Here is a 24,791-nt window from a genome sequence, read left to right on the forward strand (position 1 = left end):
CGCCCGGTTACATTCCGAACCCGGAAGCTAAGCCTTACAGCGCCGATGGTACTGCAGGGGGGACCCTGTGGGAGAGTAGGACGCCGCCGAACAATCTTTGGAAGGACCCTTGGTCCCAGCGTTCAGCTGGGACCAAGGGTCCTTTTTTGTTTTTGCAGTGCGCGCTGGGCACCCGGCTGCGCGAGAATGACTTTGCGGTACGAAGACAGGAGTCACCATGTCCACCAACTCTCCCGACGACCGACCGGAGCGCGACCAGCGGCGACGGGAGGGCGACCGGGGCGACCGCGGCTACCGCGGTGCTCCGCGCGGTGACCGCAACGACCGCGGCGAGCGCGGCGGGTTCCGTCGGGACGACAGCCGGCGTGACGACAGCCGCGGTGGTGACCAGCGGGGTGGCGGTTACGGTCGACGCGACGACCGCGACCGCGACCGCGGACCTCGCCGGGACGACCGGGGTGACCGGCCCACGTTCCGCCGTGACGACCGTGGGGGCGACCGTCCTGCGTTCCGTCGTGACGATCGTGGTGGCGACCGTCCTGCGTTCCGTCGTGACGACCGCGGCGGGGACCGTCCTGCGTTCCGTCGTGACGACCGTGGTGGCGACCGTCCTGCGTTCCGTCGCGACGATCGTGGTGGCGACCGTCCCACGTTCCGTCGCGACGACCGTGGGGAGCGTCGGGACGACCGGGGCGAGCGCGGCGGGTTCCGTCGGGACGACAGCCGGCGTGACGACAATCGGCGTGACGACAACCGCGGCGGTGGGTACGGCCGGCGTGATGACCGCCGGGGTGACGATCGCGGGCCTCGCGGTGGTTTCCGGCGTGATGACCGCCGCGACGACAGGCGCGATGACCGGCGCGACGCCGACCGTGGTGGCTACCCCCGCCGCGACGACCGCCGCGATGACCGGCGCGACGACCGGCGTGATGACCGGGGTTACCGTGGCGGCGACAACCGGGACCGTGGGTTCCGGGGCGATGAGCGCGACCGTGGGTTCCGGCGCGACGACCGTGGTGGGTTCCGGGGACGCGACGAGCGGCGTGGGGACGACCGTGGCGACCGTGGTGGGTTCCGGCGCGATGACGCCGGCAGGGGCGCGCGTCCCGCGTTCCGCCGCGACGACGGCCCCCGCACCGACCGTGGCGGTGACTTCCGGCGCGACGACAACCGCGGTGACCGCGGCGAGCGCGGAGGCTTCCGCGGGCGTGACGACCGTGGCGGTCGTGGCCCCCGTCGCGACGACCGTGGTGGGCGCCCCGGCGGGTTCCGTGGGCGGGACGACCGCCGTGACGACCGGCGCGACGACCGGCGTGGCGACGACCGGCGCGGTGGTGGCCGGTTCCGTGAGGAGCGCGACCGGGACCGGGAGCCCATCAAGCGGCTGCCGATCCCCGAGGACGTCACGGGTGAGGAGATCGACAAGGACGTACGGCAGGAGCTCCAGAGCCTGCCCAAGACGCTCGCCGACGACGTCGCCCGGAACCTGGTGATGGTGGCGCGGCTGCTGGACGAGGACCCCGAGGGCGCCTACGGGTACTCCCGGGTCGCGCTGCGGCTGGCGTCGCGTGTCGCCGCCGTGCGGGAGGCCGCCGGGTTCGCCGCGTACGCCAGCCAGAAGTACGGCGAGGCGCTGGCCGAGTTCCGGGCCGCCAAGCGGATGACCGGGAACATCGACCTGTGGCCCGTCATGGCCGACTGCGAGCGCGGGCTCGGACGGCCGGAGAAGGCGCTCGACATGGCCGGCGCGCCCGAGGTGCACAAGCTCGACAAGGCCGGGCAGGTCGAGATGCGGCTCGTCGCGGCCGGCGCCCGGCGTGACATGGGGCAGCTGGACGCGGCCATCGTGACCCTGCAGAGCCCCGAACTGGCGGCCAACTCCGTGCAGCCGTGGACCGCGCGTCTGCGCTACGCCTACGCCGACGCGCTGCTCGCCGCCGGGCGTGAGGGCGAGGCCCGGGACTGGTTCGCCAAGGCCGTCGAGGCCGACCGGGACGGCAGCACGGACGCCTCCGACCGGCTCGCCGAGCTGGACGGCGTGGAGTTCGTCGACGTCATGGCCGAGGACGAGGCCGAGGTCGATGTCGATGTCGAGGTCGAGGCCGAGGACGAGGGCGGTTCCTCCGACGCCTCCTCGGCCGACGAGTCCGAGCAGAAGGACTGACGGAGAGCAGCGCACACGCGAAGGGGGCGGGACCCGGCCGGGTCCCGCCCCCTTCGCATGTCCGGCGTCAGAGGTCCAGCGCGCGCAGGACCAGCCCCGTGGCCGGTTTCGGGCCGAACGACGTCGACTTGCGGGGCATCGTCACGCCTTGCCGGGCCAGGTCGCGGACGACCTCCTCGCGGACCGGGTGCAGCAGCACCGCCGTACCGCCGTCGCGTTCCGCCTTCTCGACCGTGGCGGCCGTGTCGTGGATGTAGGCGATGCGGTCCGGGGAGTCCTCCGGGATGTGCCAGACGTGCTTGAGCAGCGTGGCGTGCAGGACCGTCGCGTCCAGGGTGCGCCAGGCGGCGGGGCGGTCGGCGGGGATCGTGCGGTCCAGCAGCGCCGGGTCCGGGCGGTCGACGAGGTGGAAGGCGCCGTCGCCGGCGAGCAGGAACGCGTTGCCCGCGCAGGCCGCGTCGGCCAGGGTCTCCAGGGCTTCGGACAGTGGTGCTTCGAGGCGGCGGACGCGGAAGTGTCCCTCCAGGGCGGCCACGGCGGTACCGACCGGGAGGTCGAGCAGCAGGCGGTGGATGGCGCGTACCCGCAAGGGGTAGCGGGCGGTGTCGACCAGGAGGACCAGGCCGTGGTCCCACGGGCCGGGCGAGGGGTGCTCCGCGCGCAGGCGGCGGTAGGTCGCCCAGCGGTGGTGGCCGTCGGCGATGAGCGCCTGCTGGCGGGCCAGGTCCGACCGGACCGCGTCCAGGTCGGCGGGGTCGGTCAGCGACCACAGGCGGTGCCGGAAGCCGTCCTCGGTGGTGGTCTCCAGCAGGGGCGGCAGGTCCGCGGTGCGCTCGATCAGGTCCGCGGTGGCGGTGGTGCCGTTGCCGCGGTAGGTGAGCAGCAGCGGTTCGAGGTTGGCCGAGGTGGCCCGCATCAGGTCCGCGCGGTCGGCGACGACGTGCGGCATCACGTCCTCGTGCGGCAGCACGACCTGCTCGTCCGGGTCGGACACGCGCAGGGTCCCGATGAGCCCGCGTTGCAGCATGCCCTCGCCGTCGCGCTGTTCGTAGACGTACAGGCACGGATCCGGGTCGGTGGTCAGGACGCCCTCGGCCACCCAGCGGCGCAGGGTCTCGGCGGCCTGCTCGTTGCGGGCACCGGCGGTGGCGGCCTGGGGAAGGATCAGGCGGACGATGTTGTACGGGTCGGAGGACTCGAGGTGGTGCAGGCCGTCGGGGCGCACCACGACGTCGTACGGCGGGGATGTGACGGCGGCAAGGCTGCCGACCCGGTCGGGGTCGTAACGAAGGCCTCGGAACGGGGTGAGTTCCAGGCCGCGGTGCGCCGTTGCCTCCGAGTGACCTGCTGTGTTCATCCCGGCATCGTACGGGTGTCGGTGCCATGGGGGATGATCGGGGGAAAAGCCGCCGAACGAGGAGCGATACGCGATGAGCCGGAGCGTCAGGACGAGGCCCGAGGGCAGTGGGCAGGCCCTGAGCGAGGCGTACGACACGGCGTTGCTCGACCTGGACGGTGTCGTGTACGCGGGCGGGAGCGCGATCGCGCACGCCGTCGAGTCGCTGGCCACGGCCCGGGAGGGCGGGATGCGCCTGGCGTACGTGACGAACAACGCGCTGCGGACGCCGGACGCGGTGGCCGGGCACCTGACGGAGCTCGGGATACCGACGGGCGCGGAGGACGTCATCACCTCGGCGCAGGCGGTCGCGCGGCTGATCAGCGAGCAGGTGCCGCGCGGCGCCCGGGTGCTGGTGATCGGCGGTGAGGGACTGCGGGTCGCGCTGCGCGAGCGGGGGCTGGAGCCCGTCGAGTCCGCGGACGACGAGCCGGTGGCGGTCGTGCAGGGGTACGGCGGTCCCGATCTGCCGTGGGGCCGGTTCGCCGAGGCTTCCTACGCGGTGGCCCGGGGCGTGCCGTGGTTCGCGTCGAACACCGACCTGACGATCCCGAGCGGCCGGGGCATCGCGCCGGGCAACGGCGCGGCGGTGGAGGTCGTGCGGATCGCCACGGGAGCCGAGCCGCAGGTCGCGGGCAAGCCGCTGCCGCCGATGCACCGGGAGACGATCCTGCGCACCGGGGCGAAGCGGCCGCTGGTGGTGGGGGACCGGCTGGACACGGACATCGAGGGCGCGTTCAACGGGGAGGTCGACTCGCTGCTGGTCCTCACGGGGGTCACGGACGGGGCGCAGCTGCTGGCCGCGCCCCCGCAGCACCGGCCGACCTACGTGGACGCCGATCTGCGGGGCATGCTGGGCGGTCAGCCGGAGGTCGCGGAAGCGGGCGACGGCGCGTTCCGGTGCGGCGGCTGGACGGCGGCCGCCCGGGCCGGCCGGCTGGAGCTGGAGGGGGACGGCGAGGCGCTCGACGGACTGCGCGCCTTGTGCGCCGCCGCGTGGACGGCCTCGGGCGAGGAGGGGTGCGAGCTGGACGGGGCGAAGGCGCTGGCGCGGCTGGGACTTTGAGGGAGTGCCACACGGTGGGGCTCCGGGCGGCCACGGGCGGGAGTGCGGGGTGCCTGCCGCCGGGTGCCGGGAGGGGGCGGGCACCGGATCTTGCCCGGTAGCGAGGTTAGGTTAACCTAACTGCGTGTTGGTCGAGAGTCCCCCCGAACAGCGCGCGGAGACCGCCCCCGCGCCCCCGAGACGACGGGCGGTGCGAGCCGTCGGGCTGGTGCTGTCCGCGGCGATCCTGGTGCTCGTCGCGCTGGCGAGTATCGCGATCGGCGCGAAGGAGCTGTCCCTCGCGCAGGTCTGGCACGGCCTGTTCGCCGACACGGGGTCCTACGGGGACGTCGTCGTCGCCGAGCGGCTGTCGCGGACCGTGCTCGGGCTGCTCGCCGGCGCCGCCCTCGGTCTGGCCGGGGCGGTCCTGCAGGCGCTCACGCGCAATCCGCTGGCGGACCCAGGGCTGCTGGGGATCAACGCGGGCGCGTCCGCGGCGGTCGTCACGGCCATCACGTACTTCGGGGTCACCTCGCTCACCGGCTACGTCTGGTTCGCCTTCGTCGGCGCGGCCGCGGTCGGGGCGCTGGTGTGGTTCCTCGGTGGCAGCCGGGGTGCGACACCGGTGCGGCTGGCCCTCGCGGGGACGGCGATCAGCGCCGCGCTGTACGGCTACCTCCAGGCCGTGATGATCATGGACGAGGCGGCGCTCGGCAAGATGCGGTTCTGGACGGTGGGTTCGCTGTCGTCGGCGACCGACGCGACCATCGAGCAGGTCCTGCCGTTCCTGCTGGCCGGGTTCGTCCTGGCCCTCGCCCTGGCGCGGCCGCTCAACGCCATGTCCATGGGCGACGACACCGCCCGGGCCCTGGGGGCGAACCTGAACCGCACCCGGGCGCTGTCCATGCTGGCCGCGACCGTGCTGTGCGGGGCCGCGACCGCCGCCTGCGGGCCGATCGTGTTCGTCGGCCTGATGGTGCCGCACGTGGTCCGCTCGTTCACCGGGCCGGACCTGCGCTGGATCCTGCCCTACGCGGCGGTCCTGTCGCCCGTGCTGCTGCTCGGCGCCGATGTCGTCGGCCGGATGGTGGCCCGGCCCGCGGAGCTCCAGGTGGGCATCGTCACCGCCGTCATCGGCGGCCCGGTGTTCATCTTTCTCGTACGACGGCGGAGGACGGCCCAGCTGTGAAGACCACCAACCGTGCCGTGCGGACCCCGGGCGGGCTCTCGATACGCCTGGACGTGCGGGCCCTGACCGTCGGGCTCTCGCTGGTGGTGGCGGCGCTCGTGGCGGGCGTCGTGCTCATCGGCACCGGCGACTTCCCGATCCCGCCCGCCGACGTGCTGCGCACCCTGGCCGGCCAGGGCGATGCGGGCCAGGAGTTCATCGTCAACGAACTGCGGCTGCCGCGCGTCCTGGTCGGGCTGCTCGTCGGCGCCTCGCTGGGACTGGGCGGCGCGTTGTTCCAGTCCATCTCCCGCAATCCGCTGGGCAGTCCGGACGTGCTCGGCCTCGGCCAGGGGGCGACCGCCGGGGCGCTCACGGTGATCGTGCTGTTCTCCGGCAGCGCCGCCCAGGTCGCGCTGGGGGCGCTCGTGGGCGGTCTGGTGACCGGCTCCGCGATCTACGTGCTGGCCTGGAAGCGCGGCGTGCACGGCTACCGGCTGGTCCTGGTCGGCATCGGTGTCTCGGCGATCGTCACGGCGGTCAACGGCTACCTGCTCACCAAGTCCGACATCGTCGACGCGGCCCGTGCGGTGGTGTGGATGACCGGCTCCCTCGACGGCCGCGACTGGGACCAGGTGGGGCCGCTGCTGGCGCTGACGGCCGTGCTGGTGCCGCTCGTCCTGGTCAACGCCCGCGGGCTGCGCATGATGGAGATGGGCGACGACGTCTCCTACGCCCTCGGTGTGCGGGTGGAGCGCGTGCGGCTGCTGCTGATGGTGGCGGCCGTGCTGCTGACGGCCTCCGCGACGGCCGCGGCGGGACCGGTCGCCTTCGTGGCGCTCACCGCTCCGCAACTGGCCCGGCGCCTGACCCGCTCGCCCGGGCCGAACCTGGTGCCCTCCCTGTGCATGGGCGCCGCCCTGCTGGTCGTAGCCGACTGGGTGTCGCAGCGGGCGTTCGGCGCCGAGCAGCTGCCCGTCGGCGTGGTCACCGGTGTGCTCGGCGGTGTCTACCTGCTGTGGCTGCTGGTCACCGAGCGCAAGGCGGGCCGGATATGAGCGCCGGCCACGACGCAGGGAGCGTCACCGGCAGCGGACCGAACAACCGAAGGAGCCCCGTGAACCGCCTGTCCGCCGAGAGCGTCACCCTGGCCTACGACCAGCGGGTGATCGCCGAGCAGTTGTCGGTGGAGATACCCGACCACTCCTTCACCGTGATCGTCGGCCCCAACGCGTGCGGCAAGTCCACGCTGCTGCGGGCGCTGTCGCGGATGCTCAAGCCGCACCGGGGCCGGGTCCTGCTCGACGGGCAGGTCATCCAGTCGATGCCGGCGAAGAAGGTCGCGCGCACCCTGGGCCTGCTGCCCCAGTCGTCCATCGCGCCCGACGGCATCACCGTCGCGGACCTCGTCGGACGCGGCCGGTACCCGCACCAGGGCATCCTGCGTCAGTGGTCCGCCGAGGACGAGCGGGTCGTGCAGGAGTCCATGCGGCAGACGGGTGTGGCCGAGCTCGGCGACCGCTACGTCGACGAGCTGTCGGGCGGCCAGCGCCAGCGCGTGTGGATCGCCATGGCGCTCGCCCAGCAGACCCCGCTGCTGCTGCTCGACGAGCCGACGACGTTCCTGGACATCCAGCACCAGATCGACGTCCTGGACCTGTGCGCGCAGCTGCACGAGGAGCAGGGCCGCACGCTCGTCGCCGTGCTGCACGACCTCAACCACGCCGCCCGCTACGCGACCCACCTCATCGCCCTGCGCGAGGGCCGGGTCGTCGCCGAGGGCGCGCCGAGGGACGTCGTGACGGCGGAGCTGGTCGAGGAGGTCTTCGGACTGCGCTGCCAGGTCATCGACGACCCGGAGACCGGCACGCCGCTGGTGGTGCCCGCGGCCCGCCGGGCACGCGCCGGTGCGACGGCCCGGCGGAGCGACGGGGCGGCGACGGACGGGGCCGCCGCTAAAGAAGCTTTCTGAGCTGAAGCAGGTCCCGCACGCCCGCGTGCAGCTTGACCCGGCCCGAGCCCCAGGCCTTGGCGAAGTTCAGCTCGCCCCCGACCAGCGCCACCAGGTCGTCGCCGGTCATGGCGAGTCTGATCTCGGCCTTGCCGGGCGGCGGGCCGGTCACGGTGTCGTGCACCTCGATCCGCCCGCCGCGCATCCGGCCCGTGAAGGTGACGTCCAGGTCGGTGATGTGGCAGCTCACCGAACGGTCCAGGGCCGCGGCCGCGCGGACGTCCCCTTCGGCGTGCTGCATGGTGTCCGAGAGCTTGTCGAGTGCGCTGCGGCACTCCTCGATCGTGGCCATCGCGATCGACGGTACCGCAGCGGTTCGCGGTAGCGTCGGGGCATGGACGACGCAGTTCCCGGGACGCCCCCGGCCGCGGTGGAAGAGCCCGCCGCCGACCCGGCCGCCCCGGCCCCCCTGAACGTGCCCCGCACCCCCACCGGCGACCCCGGTGTGGACGCGGCCCTGGAGCGGCTCGGCGACGCCGACCACCTCGCCACGGACGGACACGTCGAGGTGTACGAGGATGTACACCGGGGACTGCGCGACGCGCTCACCGCGCTCGACGCACGCCCGGGACCCCCGGCACCCCTCTCGTCCCCGTCGCCGCCTGGACCTAGGAGCTGAACCGAACGTGGCAGGAGTCGCACGCCGTCGTCTCGACGCGGAGCTGGTCCGCCGGAAGCTCGCCCGCTCGCGCGAGCACGCCGGCCAGCTGATCGCCGCCGGGCGCGTCTCCGTCGGCAAGACCGTCGCGACCAAGTCCGCCACCCAGGTGGAGACGGCGGCCGCCATCGTGGTGGCCCAGGACGACGCCGACCCCGACTACGTCTCCCGCGGCGGCCACAAGCTCGCCGGCGCGCTCGAGGCGTTCGTGCCGCAGGGTCTGGCCGTCGAGGGGCGCAGGGCGCTCGACGCCGGCGCGTCCACCGGCGGTTTCACCGACGTCCTGCTGCGGGCGGGCGCCGCCCACGTCGTCGCCGTGGACGTCGGATACGGCCAACTCGCGTGGTCCCTGCGCAACGATGAACGCGTCACCGTCAAGGACCGTACGAACGTACGCGAGTTGACGCTTGAGGCGATCGATGGGGAGCCTGTGGATCTTGTCGTGGGGGATCTGTCCTTCATCCCGCTCGGGCTGGTCCTGCCCGCTCTGGTGCGGTGCGTGAAGCCGGACGCCGATCTGGTGATGATGGTCAAGCCGCAGTTCGAGGTGGGCAAGGAGCGCCTCGGTAGCGGGGGAGTCGTCCGCAGCCCCCAGTTGCGGGCCGAGGCGGTCCGCGGTGTGGCGGAGAAGGCGTGGGGGCTGGGCCTGGGGGTGCGGGGCGTGACGGCCAGTCCGCTGCCCGGGCCGTCGGGGAATGTCGAATACTTCTTGTGGCTGCGGGCCGGGGCAGCGGAACTCGACCCGGCCGACGTCGATCGAGCAGTGGCGGAGGGGCCGCGTTGACCGAGAACCGAGCTCGTACTGTTTTCCTGCTCGCCCACACGGGCCGGCCAGCGGCCGTGCGCAGCGCCGAGCTCGTCGTGAAGGGGTTGCTCCGCTCGGGTCTGGGCGTGCGCGTCCTGGAGGACGAGGCGCGGGACCTGCCGCTGCCGGACGAGGTGGTGCTGGTCAAGGAGGCGACCCCGCAGTGCCTCGACGGGTGTGAGCTGCTCATCGTGCTCGGCGGCGACGGCACGCTGCTGCGCGGCGCCGAGTTCGCCCGCGCGTCCGGGGTGCCGATGCTCGGCGTCAACCTCGGGCGGGTCGGGTTCCTCGCGGAGGCCGAGCGGGACGACCTCGACAAGGTCGTCGACCGGGTGGTGAGCAGGGCGTACGAGGTCGAGGAGCGGATGACCGTCGATGTCGTCGTGCACCAGAACGGCGACATCGTGCACACGGACTGGGCGCTGAACGAGGCGGCCGTGCAGAAGGTGTCCGCCGAGCGGATGCTGGAGGTCGTCCTGGAGATCGACGGGCGGCCGGTGACGGGGTTCGGCTGCGACGGCATCGTGTGCGCCACGCCCACGGGGTCGACGGCGTACGCCTTCTCGGCGGGCGGGCCGGTGGTGTGGCCGGAGGTCGAGGCGCTGCTGATGGTGCCGATCTCCGCGCACGCGCTGTTCGCCAAGCCGTTGGTGACCTCGCCCGACTCCGTGCTGGCCGTGGAGGTGCTGCCGCACATCCCGCCGGGTGTGCTGTGGTGCGACGGGCGGCGGACCGTGGAGCTGCCCGCGGGTGCGCGGGTGGAGGTGCGGCGTGGGGCCGTGCCGGTGCGGCTGGCCCGGTTGCATCACGCGTCCTTCACGGACCGGCTGGTGGCCAAGTTCGCGCTGCCCGTCTCCGGGTGGCGGGGGGCGCCTCACTAGCGGCCCGCAGGGGGCCGTGACCGGTCGGCGCGTGCGGGTGGATCGTGGTTGTTCGCGCGGGTCCCCACGCCCCGGGGCCGGTCCACTCGCGTGGGTGACAAGGGTGGGCCGGTCGCAATCCCCGGCTCGGACCTCGTAAGGTCGTGTCCGTGTTGGAGGAGATGCGGATACGGTCGCTCGGTGTGATCGACGACGCGGTGGTCGAGCTGTCGCCGGGATTCACCGCGGTCACCGGTGAGACGGGCGCGGGCAAGACCATGGTCGTCACCAGCCTGGGACTGCTCCTGGGCGGGCGGGCCGACCCGGCGCTCGTGCGCATCGGGGCGGGGAAGGCGGTCGTGGAGGGGCGGATCACCGTTCCCCCGGGCGCCGGGGCCGCCGTGCGCGCCGAGGAGGCCGGGGCCGAGCTCGACGACGGGGCGCTGCTGATCAGCCGGACCGTTTCCGCCGAGGGGCGCTCGCGGGCACACCTGGGCGGGCGCAGCGTGCCCGTGGGCGTGCTGGCCGAGCTGGCCGACGAGCTGGTGGCCGTGCACGGGCAGACCGACCAGCAGGGGCTGCTGAAGCTGTCCCGGCAGCGGCAGGCGCTCGACCGGTACGCCGGCGACGCGGTCGCCGTCCCGCTGGCCAAGTACTCCGAGGCGTACAAGCGGCTGCGAGCCGTCTCGGCCGAGCTCGACGAGATCACCACCCGCGCGCGGGAGCGGGCCCAGGAGGCCGACCTGCTGCGTTTCGGGCTCGACGAGATCGCCGCCGTCGAGCCCCGGCCGGGGGAGGACGTGGAGCTGGCCGAGGAGGCCGAGCGGCTCGGGCACGCCGAGGCGCTGGCCTCCGCCGCCGCGGCCGCGCACGCCGCCCTCGCGGGCAACCCGGAGGACCCCGAGGGCGTGGACGCCGGCACGCTCGTCGCGGGCGCCCAGCGGGCCCTGGACGCCGTACGGTCGCACGACCCGGCGCTGGCGGCCCTGGCCGACCGGATCGGGGAGATCGGGATCGTGCTGCGCGACGCGGCCGGGGACCTCGCGGGGTACGCCGACGACCTGGACGCAGACCCGCTGCGGCTGTCGGCCGTCGAGGAGCGGCGGGCCGCGCTGACCGGGCTGACGCGCAAGTACGGCGAGGACATCGCCGCCGTGCTGGCCTGGGCGGAGAGCAGCGCCACCCGGCTGACCGAACTCGACGGGGACGACGAGCGGATCGGGGAGCTGACCGCCGAACGGGACGCGCTGCGCGCGGAGCTGGGCGGGCTGGCGCAGGCGCTGACGGACGCCCGGACGGAGGCGGCCGAACGGTTCGCCGCCGCCGTGACCGCGGAGCTGGCCTCGCTCGCCATGCCGCACGCGCGCGTGTCGTTCGACATCAGGCAGACCGAGGACCCCGAGGGCGTCGAGGTCGGCGGGCGTCCGGTCGCGTACGGCCCGGCCGGTGCCGACGAGGTCGAGCTGCTGCTGGCCCCGCACCCCGGCGCGCCGCCCCGGCCGATCGCCAAGGGCGCCTCCGGTGGTGAGCTGTCCCGCGTGATGCTGGCCGTGGAGGTCGTCTTCGCGGGGACGGATCCGGTGCCCACGTACCTCTTCGACGAGGTCGACGCGGGTGTCGGCGGCAAGGCGGCCGTCGAGATCGGGCGGCGGCTCGCGCGGCTGGCGAAGACCGCGCAGGTCGTCGTCGTGACGCACCTGCCGCAGGTGGCGGCCTTCGCCGACCGGCAGTTGCTGGTCGAGAAGACCGACGACGGGTCCGTCACCCGCTCCGGGGTGAAGGTCCTGGAGGGTGAGGACCGGGTCCGGGAGCTGTCCCGGATGCTGGCCGGGCAGGAGAACTCGGAGACGGCCCGGGCCCATGCCGAGGAACTGCTGGAGACGGCCCGGGCGGACGGCTGACCCCCGGCGCCCCGGGTGGTCGAGAGGCCGGTTCCCGGGCCGGTCACCCAAGTTCACTCGTGTGGGTGACCTCGGCCCTGTCGGTTCCCCCGTAAGGGCGCCCCGGGCCCGTGGCTCCGGGGCTCCGGGCGTTCCCGGAACCCCCGTGCGTCCTGGCATGCTTGGCGGAGTACGCGCCGAAGCCGCGTCGTGACGCCCGACCCGAACCAGGAGCCTCCGGCCACGTGACCCCCGCGAGCAGCCACTCACCGCACGGCCGGTCGCCGCTGCGCACCGTGCAGGTGCTCGGCGGGGGCAACGCCGCGAGCAGTGCGCACGTGCGCTCGCTGACCGCGGGGCTCGTCGCCCGGGGAGTGCGGGTCACGGTCTGCGCCCCCCACGAGGCCGACCGCTCCTACGACTTCAGCGGCGCCGGGGCCGCCCACGTCCATGTGCCGCGCAGCAGCGACCCGGTGGCGGTGGCCGCACTGCGGGCCGCCTGCGCCGACGCCGACCTGGTGCACGCGCACGGCCTGCACGCCTCCTTCCGCGCCGTGCTCGCCCTCAGTGGCCGGCGTGTGCGCACTCCGCTGGTCGTGACGTGGCACGACCGGGCGCACGCCGAGGGTGCGCGCGCCCAGTTGCTGCGGGTGCTGGAGCGCCGGGTCGTGAAGGCCGCCACCGTGGTGCTGGGCACCTCGTCGGCGCTCGTGGACCGGGCCCGGCGCACCGGCGCGCGGGACGCCCGGCTCGCCGCCGTCGCGCTGCCGGGCCCCCGCGGGCCCCTCGACCCCGACGACCCCGACCGGTTGCGCCCCAAGGTGCGAGCCGAACTGGGCTCCATCGGCAGGCCGTTGCTGATGGCCGTCGGCTCCCTGGAACGCCACCGCGGCTACGACGTGCTGCTGGACGCCGCCCGCGCGTGGCGCCGGCTGGACCCGGTGCCCCTGGTCGCGGTCGCCGGGGAGGGGCCGCTGCGCGCAGAGCTCCAGGCCCGGATCGAGCGGGAGGGCCTGCCGGTCCGGCTCCTCGGGCGGCGCGAGGACATCGCCGACCTGCTCGCCGCGGCCGACCTCGCCGTGCTGCCCAGCCGGTGGGAGGCGCGCTCCGTTCTCGCCCAGGAGGCGCTGCACGCGCGCGTGCCGCTCGTCGCGACGGCCGTGGGCGGCATCCCCGAACTCGTCGGCGACGCCGCCGAACTCGTCCCCGGCGGCGACGCCGGAGCCCTCGCCGACTCCGTCGTACGGCTGCTCGGCGATCCCGCCCGCCGGGAGGCGCTGCGCGTCAAGGGGGCCCGGCAGGCGGCGACCTGGCCGAGCGAGGACGAGACGGTCGCCCAAGTGCTCAGCGTCTACGACGAACTGACCCGGCCCCAGCCCCTCGCCTGAGCCGCCCTACGGCACGTGCCGGCGGGCGCGCAGGGCCAGGCTCAACGCCAGGACCGTCTGCGGGTCGTCCAGGTCCGTGCCCAGCAACTCCCCGATCCGCGCCAGGCGGTTGTAGAGGGTCTGCCGGTTGAGGTGCAGCTCCCGGGCGGTCTCCGCCTTGCGGCCGGCGTGCGCGAGGTACGTGGCCAGGGTGGGCAGCAGCGGCGGCTTGGAGCGCCGGTCGTGCTCCAGGACCGGCCCCAGGGCCCGGTCGACGAACGCCGCCAGGTCCGGCTGGTCGCGCAGCCGCCACAGCAGCAGGTCGATGTCGAGGCGGCGGGCGTCGTACCAGGGCCGGTCCGGCAGGCCCCGGGCCGCGGTCGCCGTCTCGGCGGCGTGCCGCAGGCCCGAGGCCACCGCCGCCCAGCCGCCGCCCAGCCCCACGACCACCACGGGCGGCTGCCCGCCCGGCCGCAGTGTCCCGGCCCGGTCCACCCCGGCCCGCAGGGCCGCCGCGACCCGGTCCGCGACCGCATCCCGCTCCGACTCCGAGCGCAGCCCCAGCAGCACCAGCAGCCGCCCCTCCACCGGCCGCACCCCGAGCAGCACCGGCGCGCCCACCCCGGCCAGCTCCTCCGACACCGCCCTCGCCAGCACCGCCCAGCCACCGCCGGACGGCAGGGCGTCACCGAGCCGCATCACCACCGGCAGCAGCGGGCCCTCACCCGGCCGGAACCCCAGCACCCGCGCCTGCGCCGGGGCGTCGTCCGCCGTGACCCGGCCCTCGGCCAGGTCGGTGAGGAAGTCGCCGCGCCCGCGCGCCGCCAGCTCCTCCTCCTGCCGGGCCTGCATCAGCACCACCGCGAGGATCCCCGCGGCGCGCTCGGCGGCCATCCGGTGCACGGGCGCCAGGGCGGCGCGGACGGGCAGCAGCACCAGCCGCGCGCGGACGCCCCCGCTGCCCGGCCCGCCCCCCGGCACGTCGACCAGGACCGAACCGGCCAGCGGGGGCTCGCCCTTGTGCTGGCCGCGCAGCCCCTCCCACACCTGCAGCGGGTCGGCGCCCTCGGGACCGGGCCCGGCGGCGTACAGCAACTGCCCCTCCGCCGTCTCCAGGAAGACCGGGTTGTGGGCGAAGTCCGCGAGGATGCCGAGCACGTGCGGCACCCCGCCGCCGCCCAGGACGGCCCGCGTGCACCGCCGGTGCACCTCCTCGGCCCGCTGGAGCAGGGCGTAGTGGCCGTTGACGATCTCGGTGTGGACCTCTTCGGTGACGGTGACGAACGCCACCTCGCGGTGCAGCTGGACCAGGGGCAGCCCGGCGCTGCGGGCGGTGTCGACGAGGGCCGCGGGCAGCCGGGTGAAGCGCGGGCCGAGCTCCACCACCAGGGCGGCGATGCCGCGCTCGGCCAGGGTGCGCACGAACGCCCGCTGTTCGGCGGGGCGGGTGCCGAGACCGTAGCCGGTGGTCAGCAGGAGTTCGCCGCCCTTGAGCAGCGAGGCGATGTGCGGCACCTCGCCGGCGTGCACCCAGCGCACCGTGCGTCCGAGCCGCTCGGCGCCCGCGAGCACCTCGGGCAGCCCGCTGCGCAACGCGGGCAGCTCCAGGGCCCGCTGCACGGTGATCCCGGCGCCCTGGGTGCCGTACGCGCTGTCCGTCCCGCTGTCCATGTGCCGGACGGTACCCGGGCCGGTGCCCCGCGGACATCCCAGGGCGGCAGCGGAACGATCACCGCCGCGCCCACGCGCCGCGGACGGCGCCGGATTACCGCGTGGCCGGCCGGGTACCGGCGCGGTCATGGACATGAGCGTGGTGGCGGTGGGGCGGGAGGACGACAGTCCGGTCGAGGAGCCGTTGCGGGTCGCGGTGCTCGCCGACCGGCTCGGGTACCGGGAGGTCTGGGCAGGGGAGGGGCCGACCTGGGACTCGTTCGTGCTGGCGACGGCGATCGGCGCGGCGACCGAGCGGGTGGCGTTGACCGCCGGGCCCGTGCCGGTGAACGTGCGCGACCCCCTCACGGTCGTCCGGGGCGCCGCGTCCGCCGCGGCCGTCACCGGCCGGAGCGTGGGCGTCGCCCTCGGCACCTCCAGCAAGCGGGTCGTGGAGGGCGTGCACGGCCGGCCGCGCACCCGCCCCGCGACCACCCTCGCGGAGTCGGCGGCGGCCGTACGGGCGCTGATGGACAGCCTGCCCGGCGAGCCGGTGGTGCCCGGCAGCGGCTTCCCGCGCCGGCTGCCGCCGCCCGGCGGCCTCCTCACCGTCGCCGCCTTCGGGGAGCGGGCGGTCGCCGCGGCGGTGGCGCACGCCGACCGGATGCTGCTCGACATCGTCTCGCCCGGGCAGGTGCGCATGCTGCGCGACCGGATGCTCACGGCGGCCGACGCGGCCGGACGCACCCCGCCGCGGCTGGCCGCCTGGCTGCCCGCCGCCGTGGACCCCGAACCGGAGACGGTCACACAGATCCTGCACAGCGTCGCCGGCTACCTGGCCGTGCCGGGCTACAGCGACATGTTCATAGACGCCGGTTTCGCCGAGGTCGTCGAACTGGCCGTCAAGGGTGCCGACCGGGACACCCTCGTCCAGGCCCTGCCGCCCGAGGCCGCGGCCACGGTCGCCCTCGTCGGCGACGCGGCCGCCGTCCGCGCCCGGATCGACGCCTACGCCGAGGCCGGGCTGGACGAGATCGCCCTCGTCCCCGCCACCGCGGGCGACCCGGCGGGGGAGCGCACGCTCACGGCGCTCGCCCCGGGGTGAGCGCCGTGGTGAACGCCGTGGTGCGGGCCGGGTGAGCGCCGTGGTGCGGGCCGGGTGAGCGCCTGGGTGGGGCGTGCGGGTCAGCCGCCGTAGGCGCCCGAGGCCGTCAGACGCAGCGCCGTGTCGATGAGCGGCACGTGGCTGAAAGCCTGCGGGAAGTTGCCCACCTGGCGCTGCAGGCGCGGGTCCCACTCCTCCGCGAGCAGCCCCAGGTCGTTGCGCAGCGAGAGCAGCTTCTCGAACAGCCGGCGGGCCTCGTCCACCCGGCCGATCATCGCCAGGTCGTCGGCCATCCAGAACGAGCAGGCGAGGAACGCGCCCTCGTCGCCGGGCAGACCGTCGACGCCCTCGTCGTCGCCCTCGGTCGGGTAGCGCAGGATGAAGCCGTCCGGCGTGGACAGCTCCCGCTGGATCGCCTCGATCGTGCCGATGACGCGCTTGTCGTCCGGGGGCAGGAAGCCCACCTGCGGGATCAGCAGCAGAGAGGCGTCCAGCTCCTTCGAGCCGTAGGACTGCGTGAAGGTGTTGCGTTCCTTGTCGTAGCCCTTCTCGCAGACGTCCCGGTGGATCTCCTCGCGCAGTTCCTTCCAGCGCTCCAGCGGGCCGTCGGCGTCGCCGGACTCGATCAGCTTGATCGTGCGGTCGACGGCGACCCAGGCCATCACCTTGGAGTGCACGAAGTGGCGGCGCGGGCCGCGCACCTCCCAGATGCCCTCGTCCGGCTCCTGCCAGTGCCCCTCCAGGTAGCGGATGAGCTTGAGCTGGAGCAGCGAGGCGTAGTCGTTGCGGGCGAGGCCCGTCATGTGGGCCAGGTGCAGGGCCTCGGTGACCTCGCCGTACACGTCCAGCTGGAGCTGGTGGGCCGCGCCGTTGCCGACCCGGACCGGGCCGGAGTTCTCGTAGCCCGGCAGCCAGTCCAGCTCCGCCTCGCCGAGCTCGCGTTCGCCGGCGATGCCGTACATGATCTGCAGGTTCTCCGGGTCGCCGGCGACCGCCCGCAGCAGCCACTCGCGCCAGGCGCGGGCCTCCTCGCGGTAGCCGGTGCGCAGCAGCGACGACAGGGTGATGGCCGCGTCGCGCAGCCAGGTGTAGCGGTAGTCCCAGTTGCGGACGCCGCCGATGTCCTCCGGCAGGGACGTGGTCGGCGCGGCCACGATGCCGCCGGTGGGGGCGTACGTCAGTGCCTTCAGCGTGATCAGCGAGCGGACCACGGCCTCGCGGTACGGGCCGTGGTACGTACAGTGGTCCACCCACTCGCGCCAGAAGTTCTCCGTCGCCTCCAGCGACTGCTCCGGCTCGGGCAGCGGCGGCGGCTGCTTGTGCGAGGGCTCCCAGGAGATCGTGAACGCGATCCGCTCGCCCGGTGCGACGGTGAAGTCCGCGTACGTCGTCAGTGACTTGCCGTAGGTCTCCGCGGAGGTGTCGAACCACACGGAGTCGGGTCCCGCGACGGCGACCGTGCGCCCCTCGTGCTTGTGCACCCAGGGCACCACCCGGCCGTAGGAGAAGCGCATCCTGAGCTCCGACCGCATCGGCACGCGGCCCGAGACACCCTCCACGATGCGGATCAGCTGGGGGGCGCCGTCACGCGGCGGCATGAAGTCCGTCACCCGGACCGTGCCCCGCTGGGTGTCCCACTCGGACTCCAGGATCAGCGAGTCACCGCGGTAGTGGCGCCGGGCCGCGGTGGGCGGCTCCTGGCCGGGGGCGTACGCGGGGCCGAGCCGCCAGAAGCCGTGCTCCTCGGTGCCCAGCAGGCCGGCGAAGATGGCGTGGGAGTCGAAGCGGGGCAGGCACAGCCAGTCGACCGTTCCGTCCCGGCAGACCAGGGCAGCGGTCTGCATGTCTCCGATGAGTGCGTAGTCTTCGATGCGCCCGGCCACGTGCAACTCCAGTCGAACGGCCACGTCACCCCGCAAGGGGGCTGTCGCTTGGTGCGGTCAAGGGGGTTCAGCAGATCTTGCAATCCGTCGTTGAGCGATGAAGCAAAACAGGTCACTCGGCCGTGAAGCAAAGCGCCGATTGTTGCTCAACGAACTGACGAGCTCGCGTGGTTCCGGTACGTACGGGCGGGGGGTGGTGCCGTTGGGCCGGGCGGGCTCGGCAGCGAGTGTCCGAGCAGGATACGACGCACACGGATGTTCCGGGTGCCCGTCGCGGCAAGGCGGGTACGCCGAACGAGTGAGCAGGGGGTGAGGGACCGGTGACGGTGACCGCGCCGTGTCGGGATGTGCGCGGAGCGTGGCCGGAAGCCATCACCCCGCGGCGCTGATACGCTGGTAGCCCGTGGACCGGTGGGCGTCTGACCCCCGAACCGCACCTCCAGATCGCGACCACGGGAGCCCCCTCTTGGCCATGCCCAATTCCACGACGACCAAGCACATCTTCGTCACCGGGGGTGTCGCCTCCTCGCTCGGCAAGGGCCTGACGGCCTCCAGCCTCGGCATGCTGCTCAAGGCCCGCGGCCTGCGCGTCGTGATGCAGAAGCTCGACCCGTACCTGAACGTCGACCCCGGCACGATGAACCCCTTCCAGCACGGTGAGGTGTTCGTCACCAACGACGGCGCCGAGACCGACCTGGACATCGGCCACTACGAGCGTTTCCTCGACCGCGACCTCGACGGCTCGGCGAACGTCACCACCGGCCAGGTGTACAACACCGTGATCGCCAAGGAGCGGCGCGGCGAGTACCTGGGCGACACCGTGCAGGTCATCCCGCACATCACCAACGAGATCAAGCACCGCATCCGGCGCATGGCGACGGACGAGGTCGACGTCGTGATCACGGAGGTCGGCGGCACGGTCGGCGACATCGAGTCGCTGCCGTTCCTGGAGACCGTCCGCCAGGTCCGTCACGAGGTCGGTCGCGACAACGTGTTCGTCGTCCACATCTCGCTCCTGCCGTACATCGGCCCCTCGGGTGAGCTGAAGACGAAGCCGACCCAGCACTCGGTTGCGGCACTGCGCAACATCGGTATCCAGCCGGACGCCATCGTGCTGCGCTGCGACCGCGAGGTCCCCACCGCGATCAAGCGGAAGATCTCGCTGATGTGCGACGTCGACGAGGCCGCCGTGGTCGCCTGCCCCGACGCCCGCTCGATCTACGACATCCCCAAGACCGTGCACGGCGAGGGTCTGGACGCGTACGTGGTGCGCAAGCTGGACCTGCCGTTCCGTGACGTCGACTGGACGACCTGGGACGACCTGCTCGACCGCGTCCACAACCCCGACCACGAGATCACCCTCGCCCTGGTCGGCAAGTACATCGACCTGCCCGACGCGTACCTGTCGGTCACCGAGGCGCTGCGGGCCGGCGGCTTCGCCAACCGGGCCCGCGTCAAGATCAAGTGGGTCACCTCCGACGACTGCAAGACCCCCGCCGGCGCCGCGGCCCAGCTCGGCGACGTCGACGGCATCTGCATCCCCGGCGGCTTCGGCGAGCGCGGCGTCAACGGCAAGGTCGGCGCCATCCGCTACGCCCGCGAGAACAAGGTGCCGCTGCTCGGCCTCTGCCTCGGCCTGCAGTGCATCGTGATCGAGGCCGCGCGCAACCTGGCCGACATCGCCGACGCCAACTCCACCGAGTTCGACCCCGCCACCGGGCACCCGGTCATCTCCACCATGGCGGAGCAGATGGACATCGTCGCCGGTGAGGGCGACATGGGCGGCACGATGCGGCTCGGCATGTACCCGGCGAAGCTGGCCGAGGGCTCGATCGTGCGCGAGGTGTACGACGGCAAGGAGTACGTCGAGGAGCGTCACCGGCACCGCTACGAGGTGAACAACGCCTACCGGGCCGAGCTGGAGAAGCAGGCGGGCATCCTGTTCTCCGGCACCTCGCCGGACGGCAAGCTCGTCGAGTACGTCGAGTACCCGCGTGACGTCCACCCCTACCTGGTCGCCACGCAGGCGCACCCGGAGCTGCGCTCGCGTCCGACGCGTCCGCACCCGCTGTTCGCCGGGCTCGTCAAGGCGGCGGTCGAGCGGAAGATCTCGAAGTAACACACCGGTTGTACGGTGGCCGGGGTGCATTCCTTCAACGGGTGTGCACCCCGGTTTCGTTTTCGGCAGGCCGTGCAGGGCACGTGGCACGTGGAAGGACAGGCATGACGATCAAGGACACTCCCGAGGAGTGGGAAGTCCGGGCGACGAACACCCCGTTCGTGGGAAACAAGACCTCCGTGCGCACCGACGACGTGGTCATGCCCGACGGCACCGTGGTCGGCCGTGACTACCAGGTCCACCCCGGCTCCGTGGCCGTCCTCGCCCTCGACGAGGCCGACCGCGTCCTGGTCCTGCGCCAGTACCGCCACCCCGTGCGCCACAAGCTGTGGGAGATCCCGGCCGGTCTGCTCGACGTCCCCGGTGAGAACCCGCTGCACGCGGCCCAGCGCGAGCTGTACGAGGAGGCGCACGTCAAGGCCGAGGACTGGCGGGTGCTGACCGACGTCTACACCACGCCGGGCGGCTGCGACGAGGCCGTGCGGATCTTCCTCGCCCGTGATCTGTCCGAGGCCGTGGGTGAGCGGTTCGCGGTCGCGGAGGAGGAGGCCGACATGGAACTCGACCGGGTGCCGGTCGAGGACCTCGTGCGGGGTGTGCTCGCGGGCGAGCTGCACAACAACTGCCTGGTCGTGGGTGTGCTGTCCCTGGTCGCCGCGCGGGCCGGCGACGGCCTCGACGCGCTGCGGCCGGCTCAGGCGCCGTGGCCGGCGCGGCCGTTCGAGGCGTAGCGCTCCGTCGGGCGGGGGTGACGGTGGGGCGCGGCCGGGCACGGTCGTGGTCGGGGGCGGTCGTGGTCGGGTGCGGCGGCGCCGGGGCTTGTCGCGCAGTTCCCCGCGCCCCTGAGTGGGTGCGCTCGTTCGGTGTGTGCGGCGCTGTCGTGGGTGGTTGCGCAGTTCCCCGCGCCCCCGAGTGACGGGGGTCGGTCGTACCATCTGCTGATCCGATCGGGGGACGTGTCCGTCGTGCCCGTCGTGCTGCTCCGGGGGCGTTGCAGAGCGTGAACTAGGCTCTGGAACACGCCCGAGCCGGAGTCCCGGCGGGCTCGCGTGTGCGGTGGGACGGGAGTGTGGCCCGTGACGGATCAGGTCGTGAAGACGGACGACGCGCGTCCGGCCGGGAGCACTGCCGTGCAGCGCGAGTTCCTGGGCCGCACACGGGAGTTGAAGGAACTGCGCGCCGACATCGAGCGCGCCGGACTGGACACCCTGGCCGGCCGCAAGGCGCCCCGCGCGCGGGTGCTGCTCATCGCCGGCCGGCCCGGCTCCGGCCGCACCGCGCTGGCCGCGGAACTCGTCCGGCAGGTCGCGGACCGTTACCCCGACGGGGTGCTGCGCGCCCGCCTGACCGACCCCGACGGCACCCCCGTACCCGTGGAGCGCGCCGCCCGGGACCTGCTCGCCGCCCTGGACGAGTCGGCCCCGGCCGGAGCCTGCGAGGACGACCTCACCGACGCCCTGCGCACCGCCCTGGCCGACCGCCGCGCGGTTCTCCTGCTCGACGACGCGGCCGACGCCGGACAGGTCGACGCGCTGCTCCCCGACACCCCCGACTGCCTGGTCGTCGCGGTCTCCGCGGGCCCGCTGACCGGCATCTCCGACGTCCGCCCCTGCACCCTGGGCGGTCTGGACGCCAAGTCGGGGGTGGAACTGCTGGCCCGGCACACCGGCTCGGTCCGCGTCACCGTCGACCCCCGGGCCGCCGAGGGGCTCGCCGAGGAGTGCCAGGGCCAGCCGGCGGCGCTGGTGCTGGCGGGCGGCTGGCTGGCGGCCCGGCCCAACGCGGCCGTCTCCGACCTGGCCAAGCAGCTGCGCGCCGAGGACAGCGAGGGCACCGCCCTGACGAGGGTGTTCCGGCTCGCCCACGCCGCGCTGCCCGCGAGCGCCGCCCGGATGCTGCGCCTGCTCGCCCTCGCCCCGGCCGGGCTGGTCGACCCGCAGACCGCCTCCGCGCTGGCCGGCTGCTCGGTCGACAGCGCCCGCAGCGCCCTCGACGACTTCGTCGCCCTGGGCTTCCTGCACGCCGTCGACTGTCCGCTGCCGCAGTACGAGGTGCCCGCGTGCCTCCACCCCGAGCTGCGGGTCCTCGTCGCACGCCACGAACGCCCCGCCGAGCTCCAGCTCGCCCGCGCCCGCATGCTGGAGCGGACCGTGCGGCTGCTCCAGGCCTGCCGGGCGATCACCGAGACCGACAGCCCGCGGGCCCGCCAGAAGCTCCTGGAGATGCCGCGCACCCTGCGCTTCCCCACGCCCCGGGCGGCCGCGGAGTGGCTGCGGCTGACCCGCCCCGCCCTGCTGGCCGCGGCCCGGCTCGCGGTGGCCGACGGGGACCTGGACACCCTGGCCCGGCGGCTGATGTCCCAGCTGGTGCGGGCCACGGCGGCCCACGTCGGCACCCGGGCCGCGGCGCCCGACCTGTACGAGATCCACAGCCTGGTCCTCGACGTGGCCGAGCGGCGGAACCTGCCGCGCGAGCGCGCCGCCGCCCTGCTGAACCTCGGCGACCTGGACGCGCGGAGCGGCCGTACCGAGGACGCCCTGACGCGCTACCGGGAGGCGCTGGACGCCGGACGCGAGGTGAACGACCCGTACGCGACCGGCCGCGCGATGGAATCCGTAGGGGCTGCGCACCTGGAGCTCGGGGACGTCGACCGGGCCGCCGACTGGTTCGGCCGGGCCCTGGTCGAGCGGCTCGCCCGGGGCGAGCACGCCGACGCCGCCCGGCTGTACGGGCGCATCGCCGCCGCCCACGCCGTCGCGGGCCGTTACGACGAGGCCCTGCGCAACTGGCGCGCCGCGGTCGCCGGACACCGCAGGAGCGGCGATGTGGGCGCCCAGGCGCGGGCGCTGAGCGAGCTGGCACGGGTCCAGGAGTACGCCGGCCGGTCCGAGGAGGCGCTGCGCACGTGCCGGGAGGCCGTGGAGTGGGCGCGGCGGGCGGAGGACCCGCCCCTTCAGGCGGCCCTGCACCTGCGGGCCGCCGACACCCTCGAACGCCTCGGTGATCCGGCCTCGGCCGGGCTGCACCGGAGCGCCGCAGAGCAGATTCTCGATGACTCAAACCTTCAAAATGACCCTGACGCCTGCGAAATCCGTACCGCATCAGCTGAAGATTGATGCAATGAAAGGCTAGACAGGTGGAACGCCTTCATTAGACTGGCTCTGCCGCACGTTCCCTGCGGTCTCTCCCGGTGTGCCCGTGCGTGCCCGGGTATGTCTAAGAAATACCCCCCATACCCTCTGAGCCAAGGACCGTGATCGACGTGAAGGTCGGCATCCCCCGCGAGGTCAAGAACAACGAGTTCCGGGTGGCCATCACCCCCGCCGGCGTGCACGAGCTGGTGCGCCACGGCCACCAGGTCGTCATCGAGCGCGACGCCGGTGTCGGCTCCTCGATCACGAACGAGGAGTACGTCGCCGCCGGTGGCCGGATCCTGGACACCGCCGACGAGGTCTGGGCCACCGCCGACCTGCTGCTGAAGGTCAAGGAGCCCATCGCCGAGGAGTACCACCGCCTCCGCAAGGACCAGACGCTCTTCACCTACCTGCACCTGGCCGCCTCCAAGGAGTGCACCGACGCCCTGCTGGAGTCCGGCACCACGGCCATCGCCTACGAGACCGTCGAGCTGCCGAACCGCGCGCTGCCCCTGCTCGCGCCGATGTCGGAGGTCGCGGGCCGGCTGGCCCCGCAGGTCGGCGCCTACCACCTGATGCGCGCCAACGGTGGCCGCGGTGTGCTGCCCGGCGGCGTCCCCGGCGTGCTGGCCGGCCGTGCCGTCGTCATCGGCGGTGGCGTCTCCGGCTGGAACGCCGCGCAGATCGCCATCGGCATGGGCTTCCACGTGACCCTGCTCGACAAGGACGTCAACAAGCTCCGCGAGGCCGACAAGATCTTCGGCACGAAGATCCAGACTGTCGTCTCCAACGCCTTCGAGCTGGAGAAGGCCTGCCTAGAGGCCGACCTCGTCATCGGCGCGGTGCTGATCCCCGGCGCCAAGGCCCCGAAGCTGGTCACCAACGAGCTGGTCTCGCGCATGAAGCCCGGAAGTGTTCTTGTCGACATCGCGATCGACCAGGGCGGCTGCTTCGAGGACTCCCGTCCGACCACGCACGCCGAACCGGCCTTCAAGGTCCACGAGTCGGTCTTCTACTGCGTCGCCAACATGCCCGGCGCGGTGCCCAACACCTCCACCTACGCGCTGACCAACGCCACGCTGCCCTACATCGTCGAACTGGCCAACCACGGCTGGGTGGACGCGCTGCGCCGGGACCCGGCGCTGGCCAAGGGTCTCAACACGCATGACGGCAAGGTCGTTTACCGCGAGGTCGCGGAGGCGCACGGCGTGGAGCACGTCGAGCTGTCCTCGCTGCTCGGCTGAGCCGCGCACCGACACCCCGGCAGCCGCCAAGTCGGCTAAGTCACCCCACGGCAAAGGCGATACGTCAACACAGGTCGTCAACGCCGCGCACCCGGCCGGACCTTGCCCGCAAGGTCCGGCCGGATGTGTGTATGGTCACTTCGCGGTTCTCGGGCAACTCGCCTCGAACGTAACCCTTCAACCGATTCGCACACCGGTGAAACCTGCCGTGCGACGGCCGTACGCCCTTGACAGCGGGATGTTTCATTGCCGACACATCGGGCCGGGTCCGGCGGATTGTGTTGCTGCGGACGCCCGACACG

The 24,791-nt window shown here is 73.6% G+C and carries 19 protein-coding genes, 1 rRNA gene and 1 pseudogene; 17 read left to right on the forward strand and 4 right to left on the reverse strand.

The genetic code is table 11. The annotated features are described in order from the left end of the window. The 3 genes and pseudogenes from rrf to ACZ4M5_RS18510 form a co-directional block, all read left to right on the forward strand. A 5S ribosomal RNA gene (gene rrf / locus ACZ4M5_RS18500) occupies positions 1–92 on the forward strand; the annotation flags it as partial. A 125-nt stretch (positions 93–217) separates the two neighbouring features. Beyond that, positions 218–1,021: pseudogene (locus ACZ4M5_RS18505) on the forward strand (hypothetical protein); the annotation flags it as partial. Positions 1,022–1,384: 363 nt separating this feature from the next. Next, positions 1,385–2,164 (forward strand): tetratricopeptide repeat protein, encoded by a 780-nt coding sequence (locus ACZ4M5_RS18510; protein WP_467738734.1) that lies wholly within the window; start codon positions 1,385–1,387, stop codon positions 2,162–2,164. Positions 2,165–2,231: 67 nt separating this feature from the next. On the opposite strand, the gene ACZ4M5_RS18515 is transcribed toward ACZ4M5_RS18510, so the two are convergent. Beyond that, the gene (locus ACZ4M5_RS18515; protein WP_467738065.1) at positions 2,232–3,521 is read right to left on the reverse strand and encodes a DUF1015 domain-containing protein; all 1,290 of its coding nucleotides are present in this window, start codon (positions 3,519–3,521) and stop codon (positions 2,232–2,234) included. A 73-nt stretch (positions 3,522–3,594) separates the two neighbouring features. On the opposite strand from ACZ4M5_RS18515, the gene ACZ4M5_RS18520 reads away from it, so the two are divergent. From ACZ4M5_RS18520 to ACZ4M5_RS18535, 4 genes are all read left to right on the forward strand, one after another. Next, on the forward strand, positions 3,595–4,626 hold the full coding sequence (locus tag ACZ4M5_RS18520) for an HAD hydrolase-like protein (RefSeq protein WP_467738067.1): 1,032 nt from the start codon (positions 3,595–3,597) through the stop codon (positions 4,624–4,626). Positions 4,627–4,750: 124 nt separating this feature from the next. After that, positions 4,751–5,794, forward strand: a complete 1,044-nt coding sequence (locus ACZ4M5_RS18525) for a FecCD family ABC transporter permease (protein ID WP_467738069.1) — start codon at positions 4,751–4,753, stop codon at positions 5,792–5,794. Next, positions 5,791–6,831, forward strand: coding sequence for a FecCD family ABC transporter permease (locus ACZ4M5_RS18530; RefSeq protein ID WP_467738071.1), 1,041 nt, complete (start codon positions 5,791–5,793; stop codon positions 6,829–6,831). The genes ACZ4M5_RS18525 and ACZ4M5_RS18530 overlap by 4 nt, the downstream gene beginning before the upstream one ends. Continuing rightward, on the forward strand, positions 6,828–7,745 hold the full coding sequence (locus ACZ4M5_RS18535; RefSeq protein ID WP_467738073.1) for an ABC transporter ATP-binding protein: 918 nt from the start codon (positions 6,828–6,830) through the stop codon (positions 7,743–7,745). Before ACZ4M5_RS18530 ends, ACZ4M5_RS18535 begins: the two co-directional genes overlap by 4 nt. Here ACZ4M5_RS18535 and ACZ4M5_RS18540 read toward each other — a convergent pair. Then, a complete protein-coding gene (locus ACZ4M5_RS18540; protein ID WP_467738075.1) occupies positions 7,729–8,076 on the reverse strand; it encodes an SCP2 sterol-binding domain-containing protein in 348 nt (115 codons plus the stop codon). The two genes, ACZ4M5_RS18535 and ACZ4M5_RS18540, sit on opposite strands and share 17 nt — an antisense overlap. A 42-nt stretch (positions 8,077–8,118) precedes the next feature. Between ACZ4M5_RS18540 and ACZ4M5_RS18545 the strand changes: the two genes are divergently transcribed. The 5 genes from ACZ4M5_RS18545 to ACZ4M5_RS18565 all read left to right on the forward strand — a co-directional run bounded on the left by ACZ4M5_RS18545 (position 8,119) and on the right by ACZ4M5_RS18565 (position 13,375). Next, a complete protein-coding gene (locus tag ACZ4M5_RS18545; protein WP_467738077.1) occupies positions 8,119–8,403 on the forward strand; it encodes a hypothetical protein in 285 nt (94 codons plus the stop codon). A gap of 7 nt (positions 8,404–8,410) precedes the next feature. Continuing rightward, complete coding sequence (locus ACZ4M5_RS18550) at positions 8,411–9,226, forward strand: TlyA family RNA methyltransferase (protein ID WP_467738079.1); 816 nt, start codon at positions 8,411–8,413, stop codon at positions 9,224–9,226. Beyond that, positions 9,223–10,128 carry an NAD kinase gene (locus ACZ4M5_RS18555; protein ID WP_398110451.1) on the forward strand — a complete coding sequence of 302 codons (906 nt, stop codon included), beginning with the start codon at positions 9,223–9,225 and terminating at the stop codon, positions 10,126–10,128. The genes ACZ4M5_RS18550 and ACZ4M5_RS18555 overlap by 4 nt, the downstream gene beginning before the upstream one ends. Before the next feature lie 161 nt (positions 10,129–10,289). Continuing rightward, on the forward strand, positions 10,290–12,008 hold the full coding sequence (gene recN / locus ACZ4M5_RS18560; protein WP_467738736.1) for a DNA repair protein RecN: 1,719 nt from the start codon (positions 10,290–10,292) through the stop codon (positions 12,006–12,008). A 224-nt stretch (positions 12,009–12,232) separates the two neighbouring features. After that, positions 12,233–13,375 (forward strand): glycosyltransferase family 4 protein, encoded by a 1,143-nt coding sequence (locus ACZ4M5_RS18565; protein WP_467738082.1) that lies wholly within the window; start codon positions 12,233–12,235, stop codon positions 13,373–13,375. A 6-nt stretch (positions 13,376–13,381) separates the two neighbouring features. Here the strand turns inward: ACZ4M5_RS18565 and ACZ4M5_RS18570 are convergent, their stop codons facing one another. Then, entirely contained in the window at positions 13,382–15,025 is a 1,644-nt protein-coding gene (locus ACZ4M5_RS18570; protein ID WP_467738084.1) for a PucR family transcriptional regulator, read from the reverse strand. A 127-nt stretch (positions 15,026–15,152) separates the two neighbouring features. Between ACZ4M5_RS18570 and ACZ4M5_RS18575 the strand changes: the two genes are divergently transcribed. After that, on the forward strand, positions 15,153–16,109 hold the full coding sequence (locus ACZ4M5_RS18575) for an LLM class F420-dependent oxidoreductase (RefSeq protein ID WP_467738086.1): 957 nt from the start codon (positions 15,153–15,155) through the stop codon (positions 16,107–16,109). 80 nt (positions 16,110–16,189) lie between these two features. Here the strand turns inward: ACZ4M5_RS18575 and ACZ4M5_RS18580 are convergent, their stop codons facing one another. Continuing rightward, on the reverse strand, positions 16,190–17,992 hold the full coding sequence (locus ACZ4M5_RS18580; protein WP_467738738.1) for a glycoside hydrolase family 15 protein: 1,803 nt from the start codon (positions 17,990–17,992) through the stop codon (positions 16,190–16,192). A gap of 472 nt (positions 17,993–18,464) precedes the next feature. Here ACZ4M5_RS18580 and ACZ4M5_RS18585 point away from each other — a divergent pair, with 472 nt between their 5' ends. The 4 genes from ACZ4M5_RS18585 to ald all read left to right on the forward strand — a co-directional run bounded on the left by ACZ4M5_RS18585 (position 18,465) and on the right by ald (position 24,489). Continuing rightward, entirely contained in the window at positions 18,465–20,111 is a 1,647-nt protein-coding gene (locus ACZ4M5_RS18585) for a CTP synthase (RefSeq protein ID WP_398110455.1), read from the forward strand. 104 nt (positions 20,112–20,215) lie between these two features. Beyond that, positions 20,216–20,842: an NUDIX domain-containing protein gene (locus ACZ4M5_RS18590; RefSeq protein WP_467738088.1), complete on the forward strand. Its 627-nt coding sequence runs from the start codon at positions 20,216–20,218 to the stop codon at positions 20,840–20,842. A 345-nt stretch (positions 20,843–21,187) separates the two neighbouring features. Next, positions 21,188–23,227: a tetratricopeptide repeat protein gene (locus ACZ4M5_RS18595; RefSeq protein WP_467738090.1), complete on the forward strand. Its 2,040-nt coding sequence runs from the start codon at positions 21,188–21,190 to the stop codon at positions 23,225–23,227. A 137-nt stretch (positions 23,228–23,364) separates the two neighbouring features. Then, a complete protein-coding gene (ald, locus tag ACZ4M5_RS18600) occupies positions 23,365–24,489 on the forward strand; it encodes an alanine dehydrogenase (RefSeq protein ID WP_467738092.1) in 1,125 nt (374 codons plus the stop codon). The last annotated feature ends 302 nt before the right edge of the window (positions 24,490–24,791 follow it).

Source organism: Streptomyces sp. NPDC026246 (assembly GCF_055567995.1).

Excerpts from the sequence above, each read along its gene's own strand:
- recN (WP_467738736.1), top strand. The coding sequence starts at position 10,290 with ATGCGGATACGGTCGCTCGGTGTGATCGACGACGCGGTGGTCGAGCTG.
- ACZ4M5_RS18570 (WP_467738084.1), bottom strand. The coding sequence starts at position 15,025 with ATGGACAGCGGGACGGACAGCGCGTACGGCACCCAGGGCGCCGGGATC.
- ACZ4M5_RS18585 (WP_398110455.1), top strand. The coding sequence starts at position 18,465 with ATGCCCAATTCCACGACGACCAAGCACATCTTCGTCACCGGGGGTGTC.
- ACZ4M5_RS18590 (WP_467738088.1), top strand. The coding sequence starts at position 20,216 with ATGACGATCAAGGACACTCCCGAGGAGTGGGAAGTCCGGGCGACGAAC.
- ACZ4M5_RS18540 (WP_467738075.1), bottom strand. The coding sequence starts at position 8,076 with ATGGCCACGATCGAGGAGTGCCGCAGCGCACTCGACAAGCTCTCGGAC.
- ACZ4M5_RS18535 (WP_467738073.1), top strand. The coding sequence starts at position 6,828 with ATGAGCGCCGGCCACGACGCAGGGAGCGTCACCGGCAGCGGACCGAAC.
- ACZ4M5_RS18575 (WP_467738086.1), top strand. The coding sequence starts at position 15,153 with ATGGACATGAGCGTGGTGGCGGTGGGGCGGGAGGACGACAGTCCGGTC.
- ACZ4M5_RS18545 (WP_467738077.1), top strand. The coding sequence starts at position 8,119 with ATGGACGACGCAGTTCCCGGGACGCCCCCGGCCGCGGTGGAAGAGCCC.
- ACZ4M5_RS18515 (WP_467738065.1), bottom strand. The coding sequence starts at position 3,521 with ATGAACACAGCAGGTCACTCGGAGGCAACGGCGCACCGCGGCCTGGAA.
- ACZ4M5_RS18520 (WP_467738067.1), top strand. The coding sequence starts at position 3,595 with ATGAGCCGGAGCGTCAGGACGAGGCCCGAGGGCAGTGGGCAGGCCCTG.